The 24,642-nt window shown below is 52.9% G+C and carries 29 protein-coding genes and 1 pseudogene; 22 read left to right on the forward strand and 8 right to left on the reverse strand.

Annotated features, from left to right (window positions below):
• Positions 1–288 precede the first annotated feature (288 nt).
• Together H9L05_RS03795 and H9L05_RS03800 are read right to left on the reverse strand one after the other, a co-directional pair.
• A complete protein-coding gene (locus H9L05_RS03795; RefSeq protein WP_223284715.1) occupies positions 289–666 on the reverse strand; it encodes a cupin domain-containing protein in 378 nt (125 codons plus the stop codon).
• A gap of 203 nt (positions 667–869) precedes the next feature.
• On the reverse strand, positions 870–1,340 hold the full coding sequence (locus tag H9L05_RS03800) for a MaoC family dehydratase (protein WP_187733090.1): 471 nt from the start codon (positions 1,338–1,340) through the stop codon (positions 870–872).
• A 366-nt stretch (positions 1,341–1,706) separates the two neighbouring features.
• On the opposite strand from H9L05_RS03800, the gene H9L05_RS03805 reads away from it, so the two are divergent.
• The 9 genes and pseudogenes from H9L05_RS03805 (at position 1,707) to clpB (ending at position 10,739) form a co-directional block, all read left to right on the forward strand.
• Positions 1,707–1,940, forward strand: a complete 234-nt coding sequence (locus tag H9L05_RS03805; RefSeq protein WP_187733091.1) for a hypothetical protein — start codon at positions 1,707–1,709, stop codon at positions 1,938–1,940.
• Between the two features lie 29 nt (positions 1,941–1,969).
• Entirely contained in the window at positions 1,970–2,641 is a 672-nt protein-coding gene (locus H9L05_RS03810; RefSeq protein ID WP_394368460.1) for an MBL fold metallo-hydrolase, read from the forward strand.
• Between the two features lie 78 nt (positions 2,642–2,719).
• The gene (locus H9L05_RS03815; RefSeq protein ID WP_187733092.1) at positions 2,720–3,295 is read left to right on the forward strand and encodes a hypothetical protein; all 576 of its coding nucleotides are present in this window, start codon (positions 2,720–2,722) and stop codon (positions 3,293–3,295) included.
• A gap of 285 nt (positions 3,296–3,580) precedes the next feature.
• Positions 3,581–4,366 carry a hypothetical protein gene (locus H9L05_RS03820; RefSeq protein ID WP_187733093.1) on the forward strand — a complete coding sequence of 262 codons (786 nt, stop codon included), beginning with the start codon at positions 3,581–3,583 and terminating at the stop codon, positions 4,364–4,366.
• Between the two features lie 260 nt (positions 4,367–4,626).
• Positions 4,627–5,561, forward strand: a pseudogene (locus H9L05_RS03825) (DUF808 domain-containing protein).
• Positions 5,562–5,969: 408 nt separating this feature from the next.
• A complete protein-coding gene (locus tag H9L05_RS23080; RefSeq protein WP_223284716.1) occupies positions 5,970–6,299 on the forward strand; it encodes an NAD(P)-binding domain-containing protein in 330 nt (109 codons plus the stop codon).
• Entirely contained in the window at positions 6,254–6,691 is a 438-nt protein-coding gene (locus tag H9L05_RS23085) for an NADPH-dependent F420 reductase (RefSeq protein ID WP_223284717.1), read from the forward strand. Before H9L05_RS23080 ends, H9L05_RS23085 begins: the two co-directional genes overlap by 46 nt.
• A gap of 730 nt (positions 6,692–7,421) precedes the next feature.
• A complete protein-coding gene (locus H9L05_RS03835; RefSeq protein WP_187733094.1) occupies positions 7,422–7,934 on the forward strand; it encodes a hypothetical protein in 513 nt (170 codons plus the stop codon).
• A gap of 189 nt (positions 7,935–8,123) precedes the next feature.
• Positions 8,124–10,739, forward strand: a complete 2,616-nt coding sequence (gene clpB, locus H9L05_RS03840) for an ATP-dependent chaperone ClpB (RefSeq protein ID WP_187733095.1) — start codon at positions 8,124–8,126, stop codon at positions 10,737–10,739.
• 74 nt (positions 10,740–10,813) lie between these two features.
• On the opposite strand, the gene H9L05_RS03845 is transcribed toward clpB, so the two are convergent.
• The gene (locus tag H9L05_RS03845) at positions 10,814–11,212 is read right to left on the reverse strand and encodes a hypothetical protein (RefSeq protein ID WP_187733096.1); all 399 of its coding nucleotides are present in this window, start codon (positions 11,210–11,212) and stop codon (positions 10,814–10,816) included.
• Positions 11,213–11,524: 312 nt separating this feature from the next.
• Here H9L05_RS03845 and H9L05_RS03850 point away from each other — a divergent pair, with 312 nt between their 5' ends.
• Together H9L05_RS03850 and H9L05_RS03855 are read left to right on the forward strand one after the other, a co-directional pair.
• Positions 11,525–11,959: a hypothetical protein gene (locus tag H9L05_RS03850; protein WP_187733097.1), complete on the forward strand. Its 435-nt coding sequence runs from the start codon at positions 11,525–11,527 to the stop codon at positions 11,957–11,959.
• A complete protein-coding gene (locus tag H9L05_RS03855; RefSeq protein ID WP_187733098.1) occupies positions 11,953–13,188 on the forward strand; it encodes a T9SS type A sorting domain-containing protein in 1,236 nt (411 codons plus the stop codon). Before H9L05_RS03850 ends, H9L05_RS03855 begins: the two co-directional genes overlap by 7 nt.
• Positions 13,189–13,191: 3 nt before the next feature.
• Here the strand turns inward: H9L05_RS03855 and H9L05_RS03860 are convergent, their stop codons facing one another.
• Together H9L05_RS03860 and H9L05_RS03865 are read right to left on the reverse strand one after the other, a co-directional pair.
• A complete protein-coding gene (locus H9L05_RS03860; RefSeq protein WP_187733099.1) occupies positions 13,192–13,530 on the reverse strand; it encodes a DoxX family protein in 339 nt (112 codons plus the stop codon).
• A 4-nt stretch (positions 13,531–13,534) separates the two neighbouring features.
• Positions 13,535–13,885: a DoxX family protein gene (locus tag H9L05_RS03865; RefSeq protein WP_187733100.1), complete on the reverse strand. Its 351-nt coding sequence runs from the start codon at positions 13,883–13,885 to the stop codon at positions 13,535–13,537.
• A gap of 285 nt (positions 13,886–14,170) precedes the next feature.
• On the opposite strand from H9L05_RS03865, the gene H9L05_RS03870 reads away from it, so the two are divergent.
• Positions 14,171–14,851 (forward strand): hypothetical protein, encoded by a 681-nt coding sequence (locus H9L05_RS03870; protein WP_187733101.1) that lies wholly within the window; start codon positions 14,171–14,173, stop codon positions 14,849–14,851.
• Positions 14,842–15,180, forward strand: coding sequence for a hypothetical protein (locus H9L05_RS03875; RefSeq protein WP_187733102.1), 339 nt, complete (start codon positions 14,842–14,844; stop codon positions 15,178–15,180). The genes H9L05_RS03870 and H9L05_RS03875 overlap by 10 nt, the downstream gene beginning before the upstream one ends.
• Before the next feature lie 83 nt (positions 15,181–15,263).
• Here H9L05_RS03875 and H9L05_RS03880 read toward each other — a convergent pair whose 3' ends face one another.
• The gene (locus H9L05_RS03880; protein WP_187733103.1) at positions 15,264–15,776 is read right to left on the reverse strand and encodes a hypothetical protein; all 513 of its coding nucleotides are present in this window, start codon (positions 15,774–15,776) and stop codon (positions 15,264–15,266) included.
• A gap of 152 nt (positions 15,777–15,928) precedes the next feature.
• Between H9L05_RS03880 and H9L05_RS03885 the strand changes: the two genes are divergently transcribed.
• The 4 genes from H9L05_RS03885 to H9L05_RS03900 all read left to right on the forward strand — a co-directional run bounded on the left by H9L05_RS03885 (position 15,929) and on the right by H9L05_RS03900 (position 20,036).
• On the forward strand, positions 15,929–16,522 hold the full coding sequence (locus tag H9L05_RS03885) for a HupE/UreJ family protein (protein WP_187733104.1): 594 nt from the start codon (positions 15,929–15,931) through the stop codon (positions 16,520–16,522).
• Between the two features lie 124 nt (positions 16,523–16,646).
• Positions 16,647–19,022 carry a M1 family metallopeptidase gene (locus H9L05_RS03890; protein ID WP_187733105.1) on the forward strand — a complete coding sequence of 792 codons (2,376 nt, stop codon included), beginning with the start codon at positions 16,647–16,649 and terminating at the stop codon, positions 19,020–19,022.
• Positions 19,023–19,191: 169 nt separating this feature from the next.
• On the forward strand, positions 19,192–19,620 hold the full coding sequence (locus H9L05_RS03895; protein ID WP_187733106.1) for a hypothetical protein: 429 nt from the start codon (positions 19,192–19,194) through the stop codon (positions 19,618–19,620).
• Between the two features lie 41 nt (positions 19,621–19,661).
• Positions 19,662–20,036: a PH domain-containing protein gene (locus H9L05_RS03900; RefSeq protein WP_166074214.1), complete on the forward strand. Its 375-nt coding sequence runs from the start codon at positions 19,662–19,664 to the stop codon at positions 20,034–20,036.
• Positions 20,037–20,115: 79 nt separating this feature from the next.
• Here H9L05_RS03900 and H9L05_RS03905 read toward each other — a convergent pair whose 3' ends face one another.
• Together H9L05_RS03905 and H9L05_RS03910 are read right to left on the reverse strand one after the other, a co-directional pair.
• Positions 20,116–21,495, reverse strand: coding sequence for an NAD(P)/FAD-dependent oxidoreductase (locus tag H9L05_RS03905; RefSeq protein WP_187733107.1), 1,380 nt, complete (start codon positions 21,493–21,495; stop codon positions 20,116–20,118).
• Between the two features lie 230 nt (positions 21,496–21,725).
• Positions 21,726–22,412, reverse strand: a complete 687-nt coding sequence (locus H9L05_RS03910) for a carboxypeptidase-like regulatory domain-containing protein (protein ID WP_187733108.1) — start codon at positions 22,410–22,412, stop codon at positions 21,726–21,728.
• 113 nt (positions 22,413–22,525) lie between these two features.
• Here H9L05_RS03910 and H9L05_RS03915 point away from each other — a divergent pair, with 113 nt between their 5' ends.
• Genes H9L05_RS03915 through H9L05_RS03930 form a run of 5 tightly spaced genes read left to right on the forward strand, consistent with a single transcriptional unit; the run spans position 22,526 to position 24,573 of the window.
• Entirely contained in the window at positions 22,526–22,921 is a 396-nt protein-coding gene (locus tag H9L05_RS03915; protein ID WP_187733109.1) for an ArsR/SmtB family transcription factor, read from the forward strand.
• 43 nt (positions 22,922–22,964) lie between these two features.
• Complete coding sequence (locus H9L05_RS03920; RefSeq protein ID WP_187733110.1) at positions 22,965–23,261, forward strand: (2Fe-2S) ferredoxin domain-containing protein; 297 nt, start codon at positions 22,965–22,967, stop codon at positions 23,259–23,261.
• 2 nt (positions 23,262–23,263) lie between these two features.
• Positions 23,264–23,545, forward strand: coding sequence for a YjjG family noncanonical pyrimidine nucleotidase (locus H9L05_RS23090; protein ID WP_223284718.1), 282 nt, complete (start codon positions 23,264–23,266; stop codon positions 23,543–23,545).
• Positions 23,461–23,985: an HAD-IA family hydrolase gene (locus H9L05_RS03925; RefSeq protein WP_223284719.1), complete on the forward strand. Its 525-nt coding sequence runs from the start codon at positions 23,461–23,463 to the stop codon at positions 23,983–23,985. The genes H9L05_RS23090 and H9L05_RS03925 overlap by 85 nt, the downstream gene beginning before the upstream one ends.
• A gap of 39 nt (positions 23,986–24,024) precedes the next feature.
• Positions 24,025–24,573 (forward strand): nucleoside/nucleotide kinase family protein, encoded by a 549-nt coding sequence (locus H9L05_RS03930; protein WP_187733111.1) that lies wholly within the window; start codon positions 24,025–24,027, stop codon positions 24,571–24,573.
• Positions 24,574–24,642 lie beyond the last annotated feature (69 nt).

Here is a 24,642-nt window from a genome sequence, read left to right on the forward strand (position 1 = left end):
CCAGCGGAATGAGCATCATATACACCCACCAGGTTGGGTGCATCAGCCGGTCTTTCCAGCTTCTCTGGTCTTGTCTGTGCGTATTCATGAGCTTAGCTACCGTTGGATAGTGCTGTTCTACCGAAATACGTCGTCTGCTGTATCCCGTCACTGTTGGCTTTGAAAGTGCTCGCAACACCTCGCTGAAGCAGGAAAAACCGCGCGGTGCGTGCTCACGGCAGACTTATCCATTGCTGCACCCGCCGCGCTTCGGTTAGTGCCTTGCTACTCCCGAACCGGTGGCTTTTGCTAGCCCCGTTTCAGGCCCATGCGCTCCACTGTTTCGCCCTCAAAATCGAACTGAATGAGTATCGCGGGCTCCTCGCCTACTACCCAGCCGTCGTGGCCGGGCGCGATGGCCACTACCTGAGGGGCAATATATTCTTCCATTTCCCCATCTCTGTATTGAATAGCCAGGTGGCCTGCGGCCAGAAAGCCCACGTGCGCATGCTCGCACAGCTCCGTTCCAATCACTGGCTTCACGTCCTTCGACCACCGAAAACCAACCGGGTACACCAGTCGCTTCACGCGCGAGTTGCCAGTGCGTACTACATCCACCTGTACGCCGCCGATTTCGTGGCGCTCAGCATTTTTCAGGGGGCCTAATAATGTGTCAGTAGTCATCATTGGTGCAGAGTGAAAACACAGGAAGTGAAACGCGGAAGCCTACTTAAATATAGTAAATTCCTGGCATAGCCTGGCGCTGCTTGCCGGACTTGCGTCTGCATATTTTCAGGTTCCGGGCCGAGCTTGGGGCGCAGGCCTTACACGAATAGCGTGGGGGGCTTTTTTGCCCCGATCACCTTTATAGCAGCGGGCCGCCAACTGCTTTACTGCTCCTGAAAATGATACAGGAAGGTGATTATGCCGGTGTAAGCAGGCTTTTTGGAATCCATAATCTCCAGCGCCACTTGCAGGCGGGCCTTGGCAATGCCGCGCAAATTAGCCACCGAAAGCAGCGTAGCGCGCAGGCGCACCTGGCTATTCACGGTCACGGCCTGGTTGAAGCGCAGCTGCTCGATTTCATAGTTGACCTGCATTTTCAGGTTCTCGATAGCTACAATCTGCTGCCACAGATACGGCAGCAGCGCCACGGTGAGGTAGCCGTGGGCGATGGTAGCCTTGAAGGGCGACTCGGCCAGCGCCCGCTCGGGGTCTACATGAATCCACTGGTGGTCGAGGGTGGCGGCGGCAAACTGGTTGATCTGCTCCTGCGTGACGGTGTGGTAGGCCGATACGCCTACTTCCTGCCCCACGAGGCTTTCTAATTCGGCTAAGCTGCTGATGGTACGTTTGGTCATGGGTAGGCTAGGGAGAAGTAATAACGCCCAAACATACGTCGTGGCAGTCAGTAATCATGGTAGAGGGCTGCTACTAGCGTGCCGCCCAAGGCTCAGCCATCAGCCGCATGGCCTTATCATCCTAAGCGAGCCTGCCAATCCTGACGGCTGCCCTCAACGCTTCCGCCTCATGGTATAGCCCGACGAATATTTGCGGGCGCAGCTAGGCGTAGAGCCGAGCTTTGCATCAGGTTATTTACCAGGCAGTTCGGTAAGCTGAAAGGATATTTTTTTCGAGGTTTGCTTGATTACTTTGAAAAACAAAGTACTTTTGAAAGACGATTTACAATTCCCCAACGCACATCCTGAATCCGCGGCCTTCTCTCCATGATCAGCACCCAAAAGAGCAAACCGGGTAAGAGTCGTAAGCACCAGCTACTGGCCGGATTTGGTGCCTTTATAGTGGCGCTGGCGGTGTTTCTTTTTACCAAGTGGAAGGAGGCATCTGATCAGGGCGGACAGCTGCCGCTGGCACCGTTTCGCATTGCCGGCAACCTCTATTATGTGGGCACCCGGGATGTTACTTCTTTTCTGCTTACCGGCCCAAAGGCCACGTACTGATTGATGGCGGCTACCCCGGCTCCGCCCCGATGATCCTGAAAAGCATTGCCACGCTCGGCTTTGCCATCAAGGATGTGAAAATCCTGCTCAACTCACACGCTCACCTGGACCACGCCGGTGGCCTGGCGGCCCTGCAGCAGGCATCGGGGGCGCAGCTGTGGGTGAGCGAAGCAGATGCCGACATGATGGCATCCGGCGGCGCCAGCAACCGGAACATGGCTCCGGTGAATCTACTCGTCTATCTGGGGCTTCTCAAATATCCTTCGCCCCGCATCGACCACCAGTTTCAGGATGGGGAGCAAATCCGGCTGGGGCCTATCCAGCTCACCGCCCACCTTACGCCCGGCCACACGCCCGGCTGCACCACTTGGTCGTTTCCGGTCCGCGACGGCAACCGGGAGCTGCTGGCCGTCAATGTAGGCGGCCTGACGCTGCCCATGCCCGCGTCGTTGTTTGATTGGAGCTACGATGCAGTTACTAAACAGGATTTTGAGCAAACTTTCAAAACGCTACGGAGCCTGCCCGCCGACATTTACCTGACTCCTCATGCGCGTGCTTTTAGCCTGAAACGCAAGCTGCAGGAACGCGCCACCGCCCATGACCCCGTAGCCCCGTTTCTCGACCGGGCGGGCTACCTCGAAGACATCGGCAAAGCGGAGGCAGCGTTTCGCAAAACGCTCCAGGAACAGCAGAAGCAATAGCCGCTTTTCCGGCAGCCAAGACTATTTATCGACAACAACAGCGTTTTCCTTCATCCTCGAACCCAAATCCTTACTCTCATGACTCTCACCAAAAGTATTTCTCTCGTTGCGCTGGTTACTGGGCTCCTGTTGCTCATCCCTTTGACGGCTAAGCTGACTATGGCGAATATGCTCTGGACCGCAGAGGATTTCGTTGCCGCTGGAATCATGCTCTTCGGTGCCGGCCTCACGTTTGTCCTGATTGCGCGGTTGGGGAACAATAACACCTACCGGCTGGCCGCTGCCGCGGCAGTAGGCGCCGGGCTCCTACTCGTATGGGCCCAACTGGCGGTAGGACTCGTGGGAAGCGAAGACAACCCCGTCAACCTGCTGTTTGGTGCGGTGCTGGCCGTCGCCTTCATCGGGTCTATAGCTGCTCGCTTCCAGCCACGCGGTATGGCCAACGCCATGTTCGCGGCCTCGCTGACTTACGTGGTGGTCACCCTACTGGCGCTATTTGTTTGGCCGCCCTCCCCTGACACCGCCGAGCCTCAGGTACGCCTAGCGAATGTGCTAGCCGCAAATGGAATATTTGCCGCGATTTGGGCCTTTTCGGGTTGGATGTTTCTCCGCGCCAGCGCCTCCAGCTCGAATCAGAACCGACATCTGGCGTAATGGTGTAAAACAGAAAGCTACACCCAATAGTAACCTGACTATGTAATGGCTGATGCTTTTATAACCTATGGGATTATCCTCTATGAATTGATAGCCAAGTAATTATTGACGTCATACTTATTCTGATACCAGCAACGCCCCGCAACCACACAGGTTCCGGGGCGTTCTTGCTTGCTACTTCTGCCGCTATGTTCTACGACAGTATATTAAAACACCATCTACCTATACAATCCATTCATTAAGGTATATAATTGTGCGTTTGCTGTTCATCACACATGCCAGAGCATGAAGAGAATACACCTTTTTGAGTTAGAGGATTTTCCATGGTTTCCGAACTGGCTTAGGAACTGCCTCACGCGCCTCATTGTGGTAATGCACAACATGCTAGGCACCCCTCACGAGCTAGCTCAATTAGTAGCCAGAGCCCTACAGTATTCATCGAGCCCAACAATTGTTGACCTCTGTTCCGGCAGCGGCGGCCCCATGCTAGAAGTATTCGCCACTTTAAAAGGCCAGCCAGAAGGAGCAGATCTTACCCTACTACTCACCGACCTGTACCCAGACGTAGAAGTCGCAGCGCAACTGAATAATAGCCACGCCCCAGGCCTGTCGTATCATCTGGCTCCGGTAAATGCGGCTGATGTAACTGCGGAGCTAGTTGGCGTGCGCACTATGGTCGGGAGCTTTCACCATATGCCGCCCACTATAGCACGGCGTATTCTTGCCAATGCTCAGGCCAGCCAGCAACCCATCTGCATCTATGAGATAAGCGACAATAGCTTTCCTGCACTATTGTGGTGGATTCCGCTACCTATGATATTCCTCATGAGTTTGTTTATTACTCCGTTTGCGCGGCCTCTAACATGGAAACAGGTAGTCTTTACCTACTTGTTGCCCATCATTCCCATCTGCTTTGCTTGGGATGGCGCCGTTTCCAATGCCCGAACTTACACGCTGGAAGATTTGAACATTCTGATAAGCGGATTAGAAACCGAAAACTACACCTGGGAAAAAGGCCGACTTACTGGTCGGGCGAATAAGCTGTATTTATTGGGCCTGCCGAAACCATAATGCCCCCCGCCGTTCGTACCGCTACCGCTTACAGCCGGTCTTCTTCCTGCGCAGCCTGCGGTTGCGCGTCGGTAGAGTACAACCTCTACCGTATAGAGCTAGTCACGAGCTATATGCTCGCGCCAGTGGGGGCACGGTACTCCCGTAGTAAGAGCATGTCATGCACCGATAGCGAAATCGCTATAACTTGCTGGCAAGCTGGGCAGCGCAAAAACGCATAACCATCTAAAAACGAGAATTAAGTAACAAACACATAGAATATGGCTTCAGGTTTTTTTGCGCTACTGGATGATATTTCCGCTTTGGTAAAGGTGAGCGCGGCTAGTTTAGATGACGTGCCTGCCCAGGTAGCCAAAACCACCGGCAAAGTTTCAGGCATCGTCATCGACGATACGGCGGTTACGCCCAAGTATGTCGTGGGCCTCGACCCATCCCGTGAGCTTTCCATTATCTTCCAAATAGCGAAAAAGTCACTGATCAATAAATTATTGATTCTGAGTCCGGCGGCCTTACTACTGGGGTATTTCGCTCCTTGGGCCATTACACCCATTCTGATGCTGGGGGGGCTTATTTGTGCTTCGAGGGGTATGAAAAGGTGCACTCCATGTTTAGCAAGAGCCACGACGTGGATGTTGAGAGCGAACAAGTAGAAGTGATTACGCCGGAAGAGTTGGAAAAGCAACGAGTAGCCGGGGCCGTGCGCACCGATATTATCCTGTCGGCCGAAATCATGGCCATTGCCTATAGCCAGGTAACCGACCAGCCGGTCATAAACCAGATTGCCGTAATGGCCGCCGTAGCCGTTTTTATTACCATAGCGGTATATGGCTTTGTGGGCTTAATCGTGAAAGCCGACGATATGGGGGTACACCTGGCCCAGGATAAATACCACCCTGCTACTCAAAAATTCGGGCGCGGTATCGTGAAATTCATGCCGCACTTCCTAAGTATCTTAAGTTATGTGGGTACGGCAGCCATGCTTTGGGTCGGGGCCGAAATCATCGCCCACGGCATTCCGTTTACCGCTCATTTACTGCACGATCTGGAAGAGGCGTTAGCTCATATTCCGATTGTGGCCTGGCTTGCCAAAGCGCTGTCCTGTGCTATTGGCGGGTTAATGATTGGTTTTGTGGTTGAGAAAATAGTGCATCTGGGTAAGAAGGTATTCAGCAAGAAAAAGGAAGCTATAGGTTAACCTACCCGGTGGAGGTACAACCTCCGCTCTATAGCTGGTCACGAGCTACAAGCTCGCTCTGGTAGGGTTTACATGTTCATTTCAAGATAAAAAAGCCCCCAGCGCCCGCCACATCTTCGGTTGAAAGTGTTCGGATTAGTAGTACGAAGGTTGAGCTTTCGCCGGAGCAGCAAAGCCGCCTGCTCCACGAGGTATTTGGCTCGTGGGAAGCAGAGGAAAGCGGCGGTGAAATAGTCCGTCGTCTCTATGACGACCGCAGAGACCAGCCCCGCGAGGTAGACTTATGAGTCGTTACCTGCTCAGATAAGGTTCACAAGCAAAACAATCCTAACGGGCAGGTGGTCTTAGCACGAACGGAGCTCTTTGCAAAAAAGCGGCTTCCAGACCTCTCGCTTATCTTACTTGCTTATGAACATTGGAATCATTGGGGCCGGCCACATCGGCAGCGCCCTGGCCGTGCGACTCACCAGCCTCGGCCACTCGGTATACATAGCCAACTCCCGCGGCCCTGAAACGCTGACGGATTTAGCTAAAAAAACTGGTGCTATCCCCGTCACGGCTCAGGAAGCCGCTCGCCACGGCGAAATCATTGTGGTAACTATCCCGCTGAAAAAAATCCCCGACCTACCCAAGGACCTGTTCGAGGGCGTGCCCGCCAGCGTGCCAGTCATTGACACCAGCAATTACTACCCTTGCTGCGCGACGGCCAAATTCCGGAGTTGGAGAGCGGCGACCTGACCGAGAGCGAATGGGTGCAGCAGCACCTGGTCCGCCCGGTGCTGAAGGTATTCAACAACATCTTCGCCGCAAACCTCGAAAACAATGGTCAGCCTGCTGGCACGCCCGGCCGCATCGCGCTAGCGGTAGCCGGCGACGATACGGCCGCCAAGCAAAAAGCAATGGCCTTAGTCGATGAATTGGGTTTCGACGCCGTAGACGGCGGCAGCCTGCACGAGTCGTGGCGGCAGCAGCCGGGCTCGCCGCTATACTGCACCGATTTGCCAGCTGCCGAAGTGCAGCAGCATTTAGCTAGCCTGGGCACCACGCGTACGGCCGAGCAGCACGCCGAATTCGCGGCCAATCAAGCCGCGTCAGAAAAACAATTGGAGGCACAAGGCGTCCGGCTGTAAGAGCCGCCATCTAAATCCACTTTGGCCGACCAACCGCTAGCCGGTTGCCTCAAGCCCCACTGAACAAGTTCCGTTAAATATCGGAACTCGTTCAGTGGGGCTTGTTCGATAAAGGGCGTTGCCAAGTGCCGGTTCGAGCGCTGCGTAACCGGAGCCAGCGCTTCAGCCTAGCATCAGTAGTTCGGAAAATATCCTTGGGCCTCTGATGACAAAGCAGCCTTCCCGTCCCCGTGTCGCCCGCTACAATAGCCTCCAGGAAACGCAGCAACTAACAGGCTCAACAGATGTTCCAGGCTCTCTGCCCTCATTTCTCAAACGCCCTCAACGACACGCTACAACCCGTAGTGCAGCAAATTCGGATTGCGTAAGATTCCGACTATATGGCTATTCACGAGCTGCCAGTTCGAGCCAGTTTGGAGTTCACTGCGAGCTAAAAAGCCCCCAGCACCCGCTACACCTGCGGCTAAAGGTGCTCGAAGATAAATGGTTCTGCTGGCGCGAGTTTAGCGTAGCGTAACTCGTGACAGTCTTTGTCGGGAGGCTGCGCCTCCTGCCGTTAGCGCCGCTTGCAGCCGGGCTTGTTCTTATGTAGCTTGTAGCTGCGCACCAGTGGAGGTGCAACCTCCGCTTCAAGACTAGTCACGAGCTACAAGCTCGCGTTAGTTGGGCACTAATTTAAAAAGCTTATCATTTTTATATGACTTGTCGACTCTATATATTTTTAGTTATTATGTTAATTGCAACTTCCTGTTCTAATAACAACAAATGTGCAATACAACCACGTTCTAATTTCGATGGAGATGGCCTAATAGTGTTGAGGCGAGGACAAGGCCAAGATGGATTATTTCAAATGGAGTTTTATCCAACCTGTCATATAGATACAACTGATTTAGTAGCTTCATTAAACAAGGCAGGAATTGGAATAGCATTTTCCACCTTTGAATGGCATTTACTAATTAGACCAAGCACGTATGGACACATTGTAAGCACTTTTAAAGAAAATACAAAAACGATAAAGTTAAATCGAAAAATCAATAAAGGAATTCATTGTTGGAACTGTGGATTGAACGAAATATTTATAATTCCAGTACATATTATTTTTCATGATACCATTTCTTCCTATGCTACATATAGTTTTCAAAATAAAATAAATTCTTATTCTATAAAAACCGAAAATGAAACAATTAAACTTAAGCTTAGATATGTGGGAGTAATAGAAGTTGATACTATAACAGCATTGTGAAAACATCATGTACTTATTAAATACTGTAACAAACTCTCTTGCTATATCATGTAATGACATTGTTACATATATATCTTGAACAACTACTATAAATTCAGCCAAAAAGTCAGCAAAAGCTCTTCTGCACCCCGTTTGCTAAGCCACTCGTAGAACTTCTTAACCCGAAGCCTACCTAAAGACCTAGCAGCTATGAACTTCAATAATTATACGATCAAGGCACAGGAGGCCGTGCAGAAGGCCACTGAAATTGCCGGGGGCAATCAGCAGCAAGCCATCGAGACGGGCCACCTGCTGAAGGGCCTCTTCCAGAGCGACGAGAACGTACTGTCGTTTCTGGCCAAAAAGCTGGGTGTGAACCTGAATATCCTCACGCCTCGCCTCGACGCTATTGTAGCTGCTTATCCGAAAGTAAGCGGCGGTTCGCCTTATTTATCGAATGATGCCAACGCGGCCTTGCAGCGGGCTACCGGCTTCCTCAAGGAGTTTGAGGATGAGTATGTGTCGGTGGAACACTTGCTGCTGGGACTGCTGGGGGGCAAAGATGCCGTAGCTACCCTGATGAAGGATGCAGGCTTCAATGAAAAAGACCTGAAAGCTGCCATCAAGGAGCTGCGCGGCGGCCGCAAAGTCACCAGCCAGACCGCCGAGGATCAGTACCAGAGCCTCAATCGCTACTCCCGCAACCTAAACGAGCAGGTGCGCTTAGGCAAGATGGACCCGGTGATTGGCCGCGACGAGGAAATTCGTCGGGTACTCCAGATTCTGTCGCGCCGCACCAAGAACAACCCGGTGTTGCTCGGTGAGCCCGGCGTGGGTAAAACCGCCATTGTGGAGGGCCTAGCCCAGCGCATCGTGGCCGGCGACGTGCCCGAAAACCTCAAGGACAAAATCATCATGTCCTTAGACATGGGCTTGCTCATTGCGGGGGCCAAGTACAAAGGCGAGTTTGAGGAGCGCCTCAAGTCCGTCATCAAAGAAGTAACCGACTCCGACGGCCAGATCATCCTGTTCATCGACGAGATGCACACGCTGATTGGGGCCGGCGCGGGCGGTGAGGGCGCCATGGACGCGGCCAACCTGCTTAAGCCTGCTTTGGCGCGGGGTGAGTTGCACTCGATTGGCGCTACCACGCTCAAGGAGTATCAGAAATACATCGAGAAAGACAAGGCCTTGGAGCGTCGTTTCCAGGCAGTGATGGTGGATGAGCCCAGCATTGAGGACGCCATCAGCATCATGCGCGGTATTAAGGAGAAGTACGAGCTGCACCACGGCGTCCGCATCACCGACGATGCCGTCATTGCCGCCGTGGAGCTGAGCAGCCGCTACATCACCGACCGTTTCCTACCCGACAAAGCCATCGACCTGATGGACGAAGCGGCAGCTAAGCTGCGCATCGAGTTGAACTCCATGCCCGTGGAGCTGGATGAAGTGCAGCGCCGCATCATGCAGCTGGAAATTGAGCGCGAAGCCATCCGTCGGGAAGAAAACGTTGACCGGGAGAATGTGCTCAACAAGGAGCTGAGCGAGCTAACCGCCAAGCGTGACTCCCTCAAAGCACAGTGGGAAAACGAGAAATCGGTACTCACCAACATTCAGGAACAGAAGGAAGCCATTGAGCGCTTCAAGGTGGAAGCTGAGCAAGCCGAGCGCCAAGGCGACTACGGCCGGGTAGCGGAGCTGCGCTACGGCAAGATCCAGGAGGCCGAAGCCAAGCTGAAAACCTTGCAGGACGATGCCAACGCCAATAAAGATGGCGGCTCGATGCTACAGGAAGTGGTGACCCAAGAGGATATTGCCGAAGTAGTAGCCAAGTGGACCGGTATTCCGGTGAGCAAGATGCTGCAATCGGACCGCGAAAAGCTGCTGAACCTGGAGCAAGAGCTAGGCAAGCGCGTAGCTGGCCAATCGGAAGCCATTGCGGCTATTTCCGATGCCGTGCGCCGTTCGCGCGCTGGCTTGCAGGATCCTAAGCGTCCTATTGGTTCGTTTATCTTCCTGGGTACAACTGGTGTAGGTAAAACCGAGCTGGCGAAGGCCCTGGCGGAGTACTTGTTCAACGATGAGAACTCTATGGTGCGCATCGATATGAGTGAGTACCAAGAGCGTCATGCCGTGTCACGCCTCATTGGAGCGCCTCCCGGCTACGTGGGCTACGACGAAGGTGGTCAGCTAACGGAAGCCGTGCGGCGCAAGCCGTACTCCGTGATTTTGCTCGATGAGATTGAGAAGGCGCACGCCGATGTGTTCAACATCCTGCTGCAAGTGCTGGATGATGGTCGCCTCACCGACAACAAAGGCCGGGTGGCAAACTTCAAGAACACCATCATCATCATGACCTCCAACACGGGTGCCGACATCATTCAGCGGAATTTTAAAGAGCTGAACGAGTACAACCACGACGAAGTGGTGGACCGCACCCGCGAGGAAGTAATCGAGCGCCTGCGCCAGCACATGCGCCCCGAGTTCTTGAACCGCATCGACGAAATCGTGATGTTCCAGCCACTGAAGCGCAAGGAAATCCGGCGTATCGTGGACATCCAATTTAAGCAGATTCAGCACCGTCTGGAAGAAGCCGGCATTCGCTTGGAAGCCACCGACGAGGTGCTCGATTTCCTCGGCGAGCAGGGCTTCGATCCGCAGTTTGGTGCTCGCCCCTTGAAGCGGGTATTGCAGCGCCTGGTGCTGAATGAGCTGTCGAAAGATATCCTTTCGGGCCGCGTGAGCAAGGACGCGGTGGTGGAAGCCGTGCTGGAAGACGGGCACATCCGCTTCAATAATGTGAACGTGGAAATTCCGGGCGTATAAGCACCGATAATGCTTACAAAAAAAGCCCCCAGCAATATGTTGGGGGCTTTTTTATGAATTTAAAAACGCAAATCTCAACCTGACTTTGCTTTACCAGCTGGTTGCGCAAAAAACGCTGGCGTCAGTCTTCGCTGGATTTTATAAGGCAGTTTACGCGTCGTTCTGAAGTCGTGGATGACCCTTCTTTCACGCCCACCTCTGTAAGAGATAATCTTACGAATCCCGACTGCGGCCAGCGGGGCGGCAATAGTACCGAACATAAGTGCATGATTTCCGAAGCTGAACGCTAAGAACGAATTCTCATCCTGCGACTCTGTCGCTGCATAAGCCGCGAGCAAATTGCCTGCGATAGCACTGCCAGTCAATATAATTCCACCTGAACGGCGCGACTTAAACAAGTTGTGAATAGCCCGAACAGTATCATCTGCTGTTAACTGATTGTGGTTCAAATCGGCAATTGGCTCGGCAACCACTGTCGTAGTTTGGGCAGATGCGGTTATAGTGAGCAACAGAAGGATAGCAAGAACCTGTAGGGAGGCTATAAGACAAGCACCTATCAATCGTAATACAGGGAATGCAGCCCGCGTTCTCATATGTATGGATTATCGCAGCAGTTAGGAGCCTCTACCGCATTGTGGAAGCTTCTTTAGGTGCAGATAATTTAGTATTATTTTATAATAATATACTGATTAATAATACCATAAATATCAGGGTTGCGTTTGTTAACCTGAGTCTTTCCCAGTGCAACCAAACAGCCTTCCCTTATTTAGTTAGCCAGTATTTTTATGAAAAGAAACCTACTCCTACTTCTCCTTATTACCGCATTATTTGGCTCAAATATTCATCAGCCACTGCTTGCCCAATCCCAAGTCGCTGACTACACATATGGGGGCGCTACCGAGGAAATATTTATTAGCGCGGTGGCAACCGCCGATGGTGGAATTGTAGCGGGGGCTACCACATTAGCCGACGTTGGCGGGGATATAACCCAGCCTCCACGAGGCCCTGCTACAGGCGCAAACTTTGATTTTTGGATAGTTAGGCTTGATGCCCAAGGCAACAAGCTCTGGGACAAGCGCTATGGCGGCACGGCTGATGACCGGCTTGTTAAGATTGTTGTAGCCCCGATGGAGGATTCTTACTCTGTGGCTGGACCAAGTCAGATGCTGGCTTGGACAGGACGGAGCCTATACGCGGCAACTATGATTATTGGGTGGTAAAGATAGACGCCCAAGGAAATAAGCAGTGGGATAAACGGTTTGGATCCAGAGATTTAGACGTACTAAAATCGGCAGTAGCGTCTCCCGATGGCGGATATTTATTAGTTGGTTACACCAACACTCCCTTAGTAGCACCAGACCAAACGTCCCCTAACGAAGACCGGACTCAACCTATCCTGGGAGGTAGTGATGTATGGCTAGTAAAGATCGATGCCCAAGGCAATAAGCAATGGGACAAACGCTTGGGTGGGTTTGGAGCTGAAGAAGTTTATGATGTAGTAAATGCACCGAATGGTGATTTTATACTGGCTTGCTTACCATCCGAGAATGGCGGAAATCTCATACATGGAGGTGACGTGACGGGTACTGGCTTCAGTACGTATGACTACTGGATAGTGCGAATTGATGCACAAGGCAACAAGATCTGGGATGAAACTTATGGCGGCTCTGGCCAAGACATTGTACGAGCACTCTTAGCTACGCCAGATGGTGGCGTTCTAGCAGTTGGCGGATCTCAGTCGCCGGTGAGCGGAAATAAGGGCACCCACACAGAGGGTAAAGGTTGCTGGCTTTTAAAGCTCGATGCGCAAGGCAATAAGCAGTGGGAGCAAGTATATGGCTCAGTACTACCACTAACAGCCGAGTATATCTATACGATGATAAATAATCCGCGCGGAGGTTACTTATTAGGTGGAGGCCTAAGTCAAAGTATAGCCCCCGATTTTCCTTATGACTTCTGGTTTGTTGATATCGATGCAGATGGCAAAGTGCGCGGGGAGCAAACGTTTGGAGGCGATAAGAACGACGGTATAAATAACATCATTCCAGGCAGTGGAGGCGCCATGTGGCTCGTCGGCGGATCCAACTCAGATATCAGCCGCCACAAGACAGCCAATAGCCGCGGTGGTCATGACATTTGGGTCGTAAAGTTGGGTAGCACTGTACTAGGTACTAAGGAGAGCACGGACTTAGGCGCTTCAATCAGCCTCTTTCCTAATCCGGTTAATCATGGCATCGTTACTATAGAAGCAAAAAATCTAGGTGAACAGCTATCCATCAAAACCGAAGTAATGAACAGCTTGGGGCAACGGGTGCAACTTCTATATCTACCCGTCCGACAGAGTTCTATCAAGCATCAACTCGATGTGAGTGCCTTAGCGCAAGGAATGTACACGGTGCTGCTTTATACCAGCGTAGGGATAATTACCAAGCAGCTTGTAAAAAACTGATTGCTAACTAGTCTGGAGGGAGTTATACAGGATAAACCCATTCAATAACGCAAATAGAAACGATGGCAACGACAGCCAAAAGCCGTCTCTAATCTTCATTCTGACTCCAAATCCTAAAAGCATCAGGAGTGCTAGTCCACCAGATGCCACCGACAGGATTAACGGCACTTTCAGACCTACCAATAAACCCAGTGCGCCGAGTATTTGGAGTGTTGCTGTTAGCGGGCCAAACTTTGCCAGACCGTAACGTTTGAATTCGTCCTTGAGGTAATGGGAGGTGAAATAGGTGATTCCAAAAAAGAAGAAGGAGATACTCGACAGCCAAATAGCAATGATTTCCATCTGGCTAAACGGTAATTACGCCCGTGTAAGCAGCCGCAATAAAGAGCGACAGAAACAGCAGAAATAACGACGGCAGATACTTATGCCACGGGTTTCTCACTTTGATATGGGCAACCTGCGCGCAGAGCATCAAAAAAGCCATCAGCAGGGCAGGAATGACCACCAAGGACGGACACCAAATACCCGCAATCAGCAAGGTGGCTAAGGCTATTTTGGTAGCGCCGACGATTGTGCGAACCAAATCCGGCAGTCCGTATTGCTTGAATTCCTTTACGATATTATCGAAGCGAAATACCCACACAACGATTATCGAAAGGGCAACGATAATCTGGGCCACTATGACTATTGTGCTCATCTTTAGGTTAAGTACGTTTTGGGCTGCACCCAATTTTATTTAGATAGCACATGATCTAATCATTAACTAGATCACCACTGTCAACCATCATAGCTGCATTCTATAAAGCACAAGCGAGCTACTAATGTTCGGTTTCGAAAGTGCTAACCAGTCTGAGGCGTATCATAGGCAGCTCTAGTAGCGCCTGTCCAAGTGGTGTATATAATCTTGCTCTAGGCAGTCTGTTGTGCGTTGGAGATCGTATAGTCATTTAATTGATTTATTGGCCTTTAACCATTCATTTCTATGCTTCACTCTTTCTCTTTCAGGCAGGCAGGAACAACTGCTCTGCCTCGCTTTATTCGTGTGGCTGCTTTAGCCGTTGGCCTGACCAGCTTGCTCCCAGGTTGCGTACAGGAAGACGGCACTATTCCCAATCCATTTACGCCAGCCAAAATCACTGTTGCTGAGCCGCGTGTGCATCCGGAAGGGATACGGTACGACGAGCTTAATCAGCGCTATTTGGTTAGCTCCCGCACCCAGGGCCGCATTGGCGCGGTGAAGGACGACGGCAGCTACCGAACCTTTGCCGATGACCCACGCCTGATTTCGACCATTGGTTTGAACCTCGACGCCGGCCGGCAGCGCCTGCTCGCGGCCGTATCAGATGGTGGCGGAAACACCAGCCGCTCAACGCCGGCCACGCTACGGCAAGTGGCCGGACTGGCCATTTTCAACGCCAACAACGGCAGCCTCCAGAGCTACGTGAATCTGGGGGCGCTGCGCCCCGGCCAGCAGCATTTTGCCAATGATATTGCCATTGACTTACAGGGCAATGCGTACGTGACCGACAGCTTCGCCCCTGTTATTTACAAAGTTGACCTGCAAGGCAATGCGTCGGTGTTTCTGGAAAACGCACAGCTAAGCGGCGGCACTGGCTTCGGGCTAAACGGCATCGTGTTCCATCCGGGGGCTTTTTGCTGGTAGCCAAGTCCAACGACGGCGCGTTGTTTAAAGTCCCGGTAGATAACCCTGAAGCATTTACGCGCGTGACTGTTAGCCAGAGCCTGGTCGGTGCTGACGGGTTATTGATACTCACGCCCGAAACCCTCCTGGTCGTGTCGGGTGGCCAGCAAACTGTATTCCGGGTGAACAGCACCGACTCTTGGACCACGGCCCGCGCCACGGGCAGCTTTGCTACGGGTGCCGTCGGCCCTACTACCATCACCCGCCGCAGCCTCACCGATGCCTACGTGCTGTATCCGTACACAGCCACGTCACCGTTTTTTGAGATTGTGAAGGTTAAATTCATGTAGGCGTCCGCTCTAACCTGAAATTGGAAGTGCAACAAAAAAGCCTCCCAGAACTATTCTGGGGGCTTTTTTCTCTGATACTGCTGCTACATCTTGGGCCAAGCCCGAAAATACTTTGGCTTTAATCGTTGACTGATATGTGCGGGTAGCGGCTGGCCTGCTCGGTATTGCTGAATCAAGGCTCTCTCCTTCTCTTTGCTAAACCGACTAATCTTACTGATTCCAACACCCAGCAGAGGGAGCCCCGCAGCGGCTAAAATACTGACTATCTGAATTTTATCGTTTGCAGTATATGAAAAAACGCTAGGCGAAGAATCACTGACAGGCATGGCTAAGTAGCCCACTGCCCCCAGCAAGCCTGCTCCACCCTGAATTGCAAAAAGCCGTCCGCCCCTTCTTCGGGTTTGAAAGAGATTTTGGATAGCCTGTAAGGTATCCTCGGCAGCGATGAAAGCTGCGCTATCAACAGTGGGGGGCTTTTCTACTTGAATGCCAGCACCCGAACCGGGCAAGGCTGGCTGTGCTAAGCTTGTTTGTAAGCTACTTGCATAGACCACGCTCACCAAAGCACCGATATAGAATAATCGTGTTAAAGACATGTAAAAAGAATAATTGAAATATGGCTCGATGCGGCAATGTATATGGTCAGATTCAGATAAGGAATAACAGCTTCATTTTGGATCTAAAGGCTATTACGCCTGATCAGCCATCTACATAAACCTAACTTTAGAATAAATATTAGCTTTGCCGCATGTCCGTTTTCTCGACTTACCTGCAGCTCGGCTTTTTTCACATCTTCAACCTGCAGGCCTACGACCATCTGGTGTTTCTGCTGGCCCTGTGTGCGCCGTACGTGCTCAGCGACTGGCGCCGGGTGGTGGCCCTTGTTACCAGCTTCACAGTGGGCCACAGCATTACGTTGGCGCTGGCTACGCTGGGCTTCGTGCAGTACAGCACCACGCTGATTGAGGTCCTGATTCCGGTTACCATCCTGCTGACCTGCGTGGTAAATATGAGCCGGGCCAGCCGCGATTTCAAGCGCAATCAGCCCATCGTTCTCACGTTGCCTAATGCCCTAGCCGCCATTTTCGGGCTGATACACGGACTCGGTTTTTCCAGCTATCTGCGCGAGCTGCTGGGGCAGAATACGCGCCCGGTGCTGGAGCTGCTGGCCTTCAACATTGGCGTCGAACTTGGCCAGTTACTCATTGTGGCTCTTATTCTGGTGCTGGGCTTCATCGTGCTGCGTGTGTTTCGGGCGGCCCGCCGCGACTGGGTGCTGGTAGTAAGTGGAGCCGCAGCCGGCATTGCCCTTATTCTGCTGCTGGGAAACTTCGCTGACTAAGGGTGCATGCTGGGGGCAAAAATGGGCTCGGGCAACGGTACTCCTCAGTAAGTATTATTAACGGATTCATTAAGAGGATTTCTGTAAATTTGCTTTCCTCCTTCCTGATTTTCTGCTTGTTTTTATGTTGAGAAATCTTCTCTTGCTCGTCGGTGGCATTGGACTGAGCGTCGCGCCGCTGATAGCGCAAACGCCTTCTATCCAGAACACCAATTCCGGCACCGACAAATTTGCCCAGCTCGGCACCGAGCTGCCTACTCCCAACACCTTCCGGACGGCCTCCGGTGCGCCCGGCTCCCAGTACTGGCAGCAGCGTGCCGACTACGATATCAACGTGCGGCTCGACGACGAGAAGCAGGCCATTTCGGGCACCGAGGACATTACCTACACTAACCTCTCGCCCGACGTGCTGACTTACCTCTGGGTGCAGCTCGACCAGAATATCTACGCCGAGAACTCCATGACTACCTCCACGCAGACGGCGGAGCTACAGCCGCGCATGTCGTTCGGGGCCATGGACTACCTGGCCCGCGCCGATTTCGACGGTGGGTTCAAGATTGAGTCGGTGAAGCAGAAAGGTGGCAAGGCGCTGGCGCACGTGGTAAACCATACCATGATGCGTGTGGATCTGCCCCAGCCTTTGCAGCCCAAGCAGTCGTTCACGTTCAGCATTGCGTATCGCTACAACATCAACGACGTACTTAAGCTCGGTGGGCGCTCGGGCTACGAGTATTTCCCCGAGGACAAAAACTACCTCTACGAAATAGCGCAGTTTTACCCCCGCATGGCTGTGTACGACGACGTGAACGGCTGGCAGCACAAGCAGTTCCTGGGCAGCGGCGAGTTTGCGCTTCCTTTCGGCAACTACAAAGTGAGCATCACCGCCCCTTCCGACCACGTGGTTGGTGCTACCGGCACGCTCCAAAACCCCGATCAGGTGCTGTCCGCTACCCAGCGCAAGCGTCTGGCTCAGGCAACGGATGCCAAAAAGCCCGTTGTGATTGTAACCCAGGCCGAGGCTGAGCAAGCTGAGAAGGGCCGAGCCAAAGGCACCAAAACCTGGAATTTCGTTGCTAAAAACGTTCGTGACTTCGCTTTTGCCAGTTCCCGCAAGTTTATCTGGGATGCGATGGGCCTGAAGATTGAAGGCAAGCCGATTGTGGCCATGTCGTACTACCCGAAAGAGGGCAACCCGCTGTGGGGCCAATACTCGACGGAGGCTGTGGCGCATACACTCAAAACCTACTCCAAGCGCACTATTCCTTACCAGTATCCGGTGGCTATTTCGGTGCACGGCCCCATTGGCGGCATGGAGTACCCGATGCTTTCATTTAATGGCTACCGGCCCGAGAAAGACGGCACCTACTCGGCCAACACCAAATACGGCCTGATTTCAGTGATTATCCACGAAGTAGGACACAACTTCTTCCCCATGATTGTGAACTCCGATGAGCGGCAGTGGACGTGGATGGACGAGGGTCTGAACACGTTTATGCAGTACCTCTCGGAGCAGGAATGGGAGCGCAACTATCCTTCGCGCCGCGGCGAGCCAGCCAAAATCGTGGATTACATGCGCATGGATAAGAGCCTGCAAACCCCGATTATGACTAACTCAGAATCGGTATTGCAGCTCGGCAACAACGCCTACGGCAAGCCCGCCACCGGCCTGAATATTCTGCGCGAAACCATCATGGGCCGCGAGCTATTCGATTACGCTTTCAAGGAGTACGCTCGCCGTTGGGCCTACAAGCACCCCACGCCTGCCGACTTCTTCCGCACTATGGAAGATGCCTCCGGCGTTGACCTCGACTGGTTCTGGCGCGGCTGGTTCTACACCAACGACCGCACCGACCTCGCCATTGAAGGCGTGAAGTGGTACACCGTTGATTCCAAAAACCCCGAAATTGAGAATGCCCGCAAGCGGCAGGAGCTGAACGCGGAGCCCAAGACTTTGTCGCAGCAGCGCAACCTGCAAGACATTAAGCGCACGCTCGTTGACGACGAGAAGCCCGGCCTAAAGGACTTCTACAACACGTACGATCCCATTGCCACGACGGAGGCCGACAAGCAGCGCTACCAGGAGTACGTGAAGAAGCTGAAGCCGGAGCAGCAAAAGCGTCTGAACGAAGGTCTGCACTTCTATGAAGTAGGCCTGCGCAACATTGGCGGTTTGGTAATGCCAGTAGTTGTGCAAATGACCTACGAGGACGGCAAGCAGGAAGTAGTGAACATTCCAGCCGAAATCTGGCGTCGCAATAACGAGCAGGTGACGAAAGTATTCGTTACCGATAAGCCCGTGGTGGCTTTCACGCTGGACCCGTTCCTGCAAACCGCCGACACGGACCTGAGCAACAATGCGTATCCGCGCAAATTGGCCCCCAGCCGCTTCGAGTTGTTTGAGCAGCAGCAGCGCACGCAGCCAAACCCCATGCAGCAGCAGCCCAGCGCTACGCAGCCAGTTCCGGCCAGCAGCGGCGCTACGGGCGGCGGCACTAATTAGCAGTCATTTTAGATTTCAAACAGAAACAGCCACCCATAACTGGGTGGCTGTTTCTGTTTGAAAGAATACGAGTTGAATACAATTTCTTATCAGGTTTGAATGTGGTTGCAACCTCAAGCGGCAGGATCGAACTCTTATCTGCACACAAGCAAATTTGCCCCCCAGCCCGATGAGAAAACCGTATATTATTCTGTTGTATGCCAGTGTTATAGCCGCCATCACAGGCTGCGAAAAAGAGGATAACCCTAGTCAGGAGTGCGTCAGCAGCACGATGTTGGGAACGACCTGCGAAGGCGCTTCTCTGTTGCAGATTGATACGGCTTTACCTATCGGTTCCAGTCTTTATTTCAGTGGCGACATGGGAACGGTTATTCCGGGACCAGCCGCGGTGCCTGCCACCTACGCCAATGTCGTCCAGACCTTTCAAAACTTACCTGCTTTGCGGCGGGGTGAACAGTTATTTATCCGCCTTAGACCCGCAACTTCTGATGAGCAGGTTGAGCGATTCTGTACGGCAAACAAGGTTATGTATAGCGCCCCGCAGGTTATGGTTATCGACTCCTTTTGTACTGTCAATAAAACTGCCCTAGTCAACTGATTTTCGTTGTAGCTTCGTCTTCCACCAACTCTACACCGACTATGGGACTTCTCGATGGGTTAATTGGCAACGCTTCAGAAAGCGACGCCCAGGAATTACAACAGGAACTCAGCCGCCTGCTGGCTACCGACGAGCGGGTGGAAAAGGCCTTCGTCATTATCCGCGACCAGCTTATTTTTACGAATAAGCGCCTGATTCTGGTGGATAAACAGGGCATAACGGGCAAGAAAAAGGAGTTTTTGAGCGTGCCGTACCGCAGCATTGAGCGCTTCTCCATGGAAACTACCGGGCATTTTGACCTCGATGCGGAGCTGAAAATCTGGGTGCGCGGCCAGACGGATGCTATCAGCAAAACCTTCCGCAACGACCGCAACATCTATGATGTAAGTAAAGCCCTAGCCGATTACGCTCTTTAATTAGAGAAATATGCTGAACCAAAAAGCCCCCCAGCAGACTGCTGGGGGGCTTTTTTTATTGGGTTACGCTGCCTTTCGGCTACCTCGCTACCGGCGTTTGAATAGCAGGCGGCGCAGGATTGTATTCCGGCGTAGAGTTCTGATGCTCAGCTTTTTTCTTGCCTTGGTCGTCCTTTACATCGCGGCGGCTGAAAGGACGGATAATAAGGCGCAAGGCTTGGTCGGAGCTAAAGTAGCTGAAGGCCCAGTCGACGAAGGCAACCACTTTATTGCGGAATCCTACCAACGTCATCAAGTGCACAAACAGCCACGTAAACCAGCCCAGAATACCGCTGAAATGCACGTCTTTGGGCAAGTCGACCACGGCCTTGTTGCGGCTCACAATGGCCATCACGCCTTTGTTGACGTACTCGAAATTCTTGGGAGCCTCGTTGCGCATAATACGCTGCAGGTTGTCGGCCAATAATTCGGCCTGTTGCTGGGCTACGGGCGCCAGCATGGGCATACCGCGGGGCATTTCCTCCGTCACCATATTGGCCACGTCGCCGATGGCAAAGACGTTCTGGAAGCCTTCGACTTGGTTCCAGCGGTTCACGCTGATGCGCTTGTTGCGGGCTACCACTTCGGGTGGCAAACCAGGTACTTCGGCGCCGTTCACGCCGGCGGCCCAAATCAGGTTTTCGGTGGGGATATACTCCGTATCGGAATAGTAGGCCCGGCAGTTTTCAAACCGTTTGATGGATGTGTTCAGGCGCACAATTACGCCCAGCTCTTCCAGATAACGCTTCGACTCCTGCTGCGACTTCGCCGACATGGGCCCGAGTACGGCCGGGCCGGCTTCTACCAGAATAACCTGCATCTGCTTCAGATCCAACTCCGGATAATCTTTGGGCAGCACATGGCGGCGCATCTCGGCCAGGGAGCCGCTGATTTCGACGCCCGTAGGTCCGCCGCCCACCACCACGATATTCAGCAGAGCCTGCTTTTCCTCGGGGTTTTCGGTGAGCAGGGCTTTCTCGAAGTTCTGGAAAATAAAGCTGCGCAAGTTCAGGGCATTCGGAATGCTCTTGATTTGCATGGCATTCTTCTCGATACTCTCAATGCCGAAGAAATTGGTAAGTGAGCCCGTAGCTATTACCAGGTAATCGTAGCGAATATCGCCTACGCTGGTATGCACCACGTTGCGCTCGGGCGCTACGCGCTGCACGTCGGCCATGCGGTAGAAAAAGTTTTTCTGACCAGCGAAAATCTTGCGAATGGGGTACGCAATGCTGTCCGCCTCGAGGGCGCCGGTGGCCACCTGGTAAAGGAGCGGCTGAAAATTGTGGTAATTATTGCGGTCGATGACGACCACTTGCACGGGCGCGTGGCGCAATTCTTTCGCCAGCCGCAAACCCGCAAACCCGCAGCCGATAATAACGACGCGCGGATGGGCGGAAACCGGGAGGTTCGTATCCATAAGACTGAAAAACAAGGTATAAGGTGCTGCACTGAGCACTCACTGACCAACTCCCACATGGAGCCGACACACAACGCTTTACCGTAAAAGCCGCTTACTGGTTGTCCTGTTTTTCAGACGGTTGAGCTTAAGAACTCACCTAAAGCTTAATCTATTAATCCACTCCGTCATGCTTCGCTGCCGCTCTGCATGACGGGTGGGGGCTTTTATTGCTCTAGAGAGTTAACTACTTAATAATCTACGCCTTCCTTTTTCTTAAACTCGCCGTCTTTCACTTGCTGGATCAGTTTCAGCCAGCTGAAAGGATTCAGTAAAGGATTGTTGGATTGAGGATTGGGGGCCACACCCATGCGGCGGTCGTAGCCCTGCTGCTGCTGTTGAAGCGTCTGCCGATAGTTACCGGCGCTGGTGACGGGCGCATTGTTAAAAATCTGGCGAAGCACGTCGGGGCTCAGGTTTCTGGCGGCACTGCTGCCGCGCTCCTTGGGCAGCTTCAGGGCTAGAAAAGCCTCTTTAAATTCCTTTTCGGTGGCGTAGGGAAATACCCGCACTTCGGGCAGCACCGTCACGTCTTCCTGGAGCGAGACGATAACGGAATAGCTCTGCCGTGGATAATCGGGGGGAATAATCACGTACTGGTTGCGGTAGCCCAGGGAGCGAATCACGATGCTGTCGCCGGTGAGGACGGGCAGCGAGAAGTAACCGTAGAGATTAGTAGCCGTACCCCGGCCCGCCGACGGAACAAACACGGTAGCGCCCGGCACACCCAACAGGCTGTCGCCGGTAGCCACAATACCCGAGAACTGTACTACGCGCCGTTGTCCTTGGGCGTGGCCTGCGGTAGGTGCCAGCACAAAAAGCACCAGCAACAGCCCCAGCGTGGCAACAACGACATACATTCGACTCTTATCAGACATACTTGAATGTGCTATACTGCAATAATACGGCTCTTTGAGAGGTCGAAGCCGGAGGGGCCGTAAATTTGTTTCGTTTTATGCGGGGGCTTTTTCCCTGCTTTGTTCGGTAAAGGATGCGTCTTAAACACTTCAGCGTTGCATTTGGTCAGCAACTATTTAAGGCCCTCGGCGACGAGTCGCGGGTGCGGATGCTGCATTTGCTGTGGCGCAATCAGGAAATGTGCATCTCCGATCTGGAACAGGTCTTGGACTTCACCCAAACCAAAACCTCCCGCCAATTATTGTATCTAAAGAATGCGGGCTTGGTCAGCTTCCGTCGGCTCGACAACTGGGCCTTCTACTTTATAAAGGATGAAATGGCGGACCTGGTTCACCAGTTTTTGGGTTACATGGAAAAAGACCCTCAACTGATGCGCGACCAGCAGATTTACCAAACCCTCTGGTCGAATAGGGAGCTGGCCGCGTACAAGCTTCAGAATCGCCGCTGGACAGGCTACCAACAAGTATAGTGGTGTTGGCCTGCGCGGCGGTTGAGCTCATCTAGTTTAGTTTATGAAATACGAACATCACCTTTTCGTTTGCACCAACCAAAAAAGCGAGGTGGGCCGCGACGTGGTGAAGGCTCTGAAAAAGGAAATTAAAAAGCAGGGCCTCAGCAAAAAACTCAACCGCGCCCTTCCCACCGGTTGCCTTGATGAGTGTAAGCATTGCAAAAAAGGGTGCGGTGCGGCCCTCATCGTATATCCCGAAGGCGCCATTTACGGCGACGTGCAGCCCGACGACGCGCCGGCAATCGTGCGTGAACATCTGCTGCACGGGCGCGTTGTATCCAAACTCCTACTTGATTAAGAATGCCCCCCAGTCAGTCATTTCGCCCCGCCAAAGCTTACCGTCACCTTTTCTTCGACCTGGATCATACGCTCTGGGACTTTGAGAAAAACGCCGACGAAACCCTGCGCACCCTTTTTACTCACTACGATTTAGGGCGCTTCGGTACGTTCACGGTAGAAGAATTTATCGACCGCTACCGCGACATCAACCATGCGCTGTGGCGCTTGTATCAGGGGGCAAAATCACGCAGCAGCAGTTGCGCAGCACCCGCTTTACGCGCACGCTGGTGCGGCTGGGCGTAGATGAGGCTGACGTACCCGAGGGCATTTCGCAGCACTTCACGGAGTTGCTGCCTACTAAGTCGGCGGTGTTTCCGTTTACGCATGATATGCTGGAGTATTTGCAAACCAAATACACCCTGCATCTGATCACGAACGGCTTCAAGGAAATTCAGTACATCAAGCTCGATTCGTCGCAGCTGACGCCATTTTTTCAGGAAGTAATTACCTCCGAGTGCAGCGGTTGCCTCAAGCCCGACCGCCGCATGTTTGAGCACGCGCTAAAGCGCACTGGCGCCAGCGCCGCGGAAAGCCTTATGATTGGCGACAACCTCGAATGCGATGTGCTGGGTGCTTATAATGCGGGCATCGATCAGGTGTATTTCAACCCGGATAAGCGGCGGCACTTCAACGAGGTGACCTACGAGATTAGCTGCCTGAGCGAGCTAAAGGAGATTTTATAAGAAAAAAAGCCCCCCGCTGCCCTCTACCTTTGCGCCACTATGATACACATACTGGGAATTTCGGGTAAGAGAGGCAGCGGCAAGGATACGGTGGCTCGCCTGATTCAGCAGCTACAGCCCGAGCGCAACTGGCAGATTCTTTCCTTCGGCGACGCCATCAAGGCCGTGTGCGCCACCTTAGCCGGCGAGGCAATTGCCCCCTACTATTACCAGGACGGCAAAGCCCAGTTGCTGCCCATCTTTGGGCGCACCCGCGGCGAAATGCTTCAGCAAGTTGGTCACGCGCTGCGGGCCTGGGAGCCGGAAATCTGGGTTAAAGCCTTCTTCGCTCGCTTGCCTGAAGATCAGTTTGTGATTGTGCCCGATGTGCGTTTTCCCAACGAAGCCGACCCCATTCGGGAGCGCGGCGGCCTGATGCTACGCGTGGAAGGCGACCCACTCCAGCAGCGCGGCGACGGCACCCGCGACGATAATCATCCCAGCGAAACGGTGATGGATACCTATCAGCATTTTGCCACTGTTATCCATAATAATGGCTCGCAGGAAGAGCTGAAGGAGCAGGTGTTAAAGCTCCTGAAAAGTTTGTAGATGTAGTTATATAGCTTTTTTAGGAGGTCAATGGCGAATCGGGTGTTGGCATGCGCATGCAATTCTGGC

The organism is Hymenobacter qilianensis (genome assembly GCF_014489555.1).
In the GTDB taxonomy this organism is placed as follows: domain Bacteria; phylum Bacteroidota; class Bacteroidia; order Cytophagales; family Hymenobacteraceae; genus Hymenobacter; species Hymenobacter qilianensis.

Bases quoted from the DNA above. Each gene is read 5' to 3' on its own strand.
- H9L05_RS03795 (WP_223284715.1), bottom strand. From the start codon at position 666: ATGATGACTACTGACACATTATTAGGCCCCCTGAAAAATGCTGAGCGC.
- H9L05_RS03800 (WP_187733090.1), bottom strand. From the start codon at position 1,340: ATGACCAAACGTACCATCAGCAGCTTAGCCGAATTAGAAAGCCTCGTG.
- H9L05_RS03805 (WP_187733091.1), top strand. From the start codon at position 1,707: ATGATCAGCACCCAAAAGAGCAAACCGGGTAAGAGTCGTAAGCACCAG.
- H9L05_RS03810 (WP_394368460.1), top strand. From the start codon at position 1,970: ATGATCCTGAAAAGCATTGCCACGCTCGGCTTTGCCATCAAGGATGTG.
- H9L05_RS03815 (WP_187733092.1), top strand. From the start codon at position 2,720: ATGACTCTCACCAAAAGTATTTCTCTCGTTGCGCTGGTTACTGGGCTC.
- H9L05_RS03820 (WP_187733093.1), top strand. From the start codon at position 3,581: ATGAAGAGAATACACCTTTTTGAGTTAGAGGATTTTCCATGGTTTCCG.
- H9L05_RS23080 (WP_223284716.1), top strand. From the start codon at position 5,970: ATGAACATTGGAATCATTGGGGCCGGCCACATCGGCAGCGCCCTGGCC.
- H9L05_RS03835 (WP_187733094.1), top strand. From the start codon at position 7,422: ATGTTAATTGCAACTTCCTGTTCTAATAACAACAAATGTGCAATACAA.
- clpB (WP_187733095.1), top strand. From the start codon at position 8,124: ATGAACTTCAATAATTATACGATCAAGGCACAGGAGGCCGTGCAGAAG.
- H9L05_RS03850 (WP_187733097.1), top strand. From the start codon at position 11,525: ATGAAAAGAAACCTACTCCTACTTCTCCTTATTACCGCATTATTTGGC.
- H9L05_RS03860 (WP_187733099.1), bottom strand. From the start codon at position 13,530: ATGGAAATCATTGCTATTTGGCTGTCGAGTATCTCCTTCTTCTTTTTT.
- H9L05_RS03865 (WP_187733100.1), bottom strand. From the start codon at position 13,885: ATGAGCACAATAGTCATAGTGGCCCAGATTATCGTTGCCCTTTCGATA.
- H9L05_RS03870 (WP_187733101.1), top strand. From the start codon at position 14,171: ATGCTTCACTCTTTCTCTTTCAGGCAGGCAGGAACAACTGCTCTGCCT.
- H9L05_RS03880 (WP_187733103.1), bottom strand. From the start codon at position 15,776: ATGTCTTTAACACGATTATTCTATATCGGTGCTTTGGTGAGCGTGGTC.
- H9L05_RS03885 (WP_187733104.1), top strand. From the start codon at position 15,929: ATGTCCGTTTTCTCGACTTACCTGCAGCTCGGCTTTTTTCACATCTTC.
- H9L05_RS03890 (WP_187733105.1), top strand. From the start codon at position 16,647: ATGTTGAGAAATCTTCTCTTGCTCGTCGGTGGCATTGGACTGAGCGTC.
- H9L05_RS03895 (WP_187733106.1), top strand. From the start codon at position 19,192: ATGAGAAAACCGTATATTATTCTGTTGTATGCCAGTGTTATAGCCGCC.
- H9L05_RS03900 (WP_166074214.1), top strand. From the start codon at position 19,662: ATGGGACTTCTCGATGGGTTAATTGGCAACGCTTCAGAAAGCGACGCC.
- H9L05_RS03905 (WP_187733107.1), bottom strand. From the start codon at position 21,495: ATGGATACGAACCTCCCGGTTTCCGCCCATCCGCGCGTCGTTATTATC.
- H9L05_RS03910 (WP_187733108.1), bottom strand. From the start codon at position 22,412: ATGTCTGATAAGAGTCGAATGTATGTCGTTGTTGCCACGCTGGGGCTG.
- H9L05_RS03915 (WP_187733109.1), top strand. From the start codon at position 22,526: ATGCGTCTTAAACACTTCAGCGTTGCATTTGGTCAGCAACTATTTAAG.
- H9L05_RS03920 (WP_187733110.1), top strand. From the start codon at position 22,965: ATGAAATACGAACATCACCTTTTCGTTTGCACCAACCAAAAAAGCGAG.
- H9L05_RS23090 (WP_223284718.1), top strand. From the start codon at position 23,264: ATGCCCCCCAGTCAGTCATTTCGCCCCGCCAAAGCTTACCGTCACCTT.
- H9L05_RS03930 (WP_187733111.1), top strand. From the start codon at position 24,025: ATGATACACATACTGGGAATTTCGGGTAAGAGAGGCAGCGGCAAGGAT.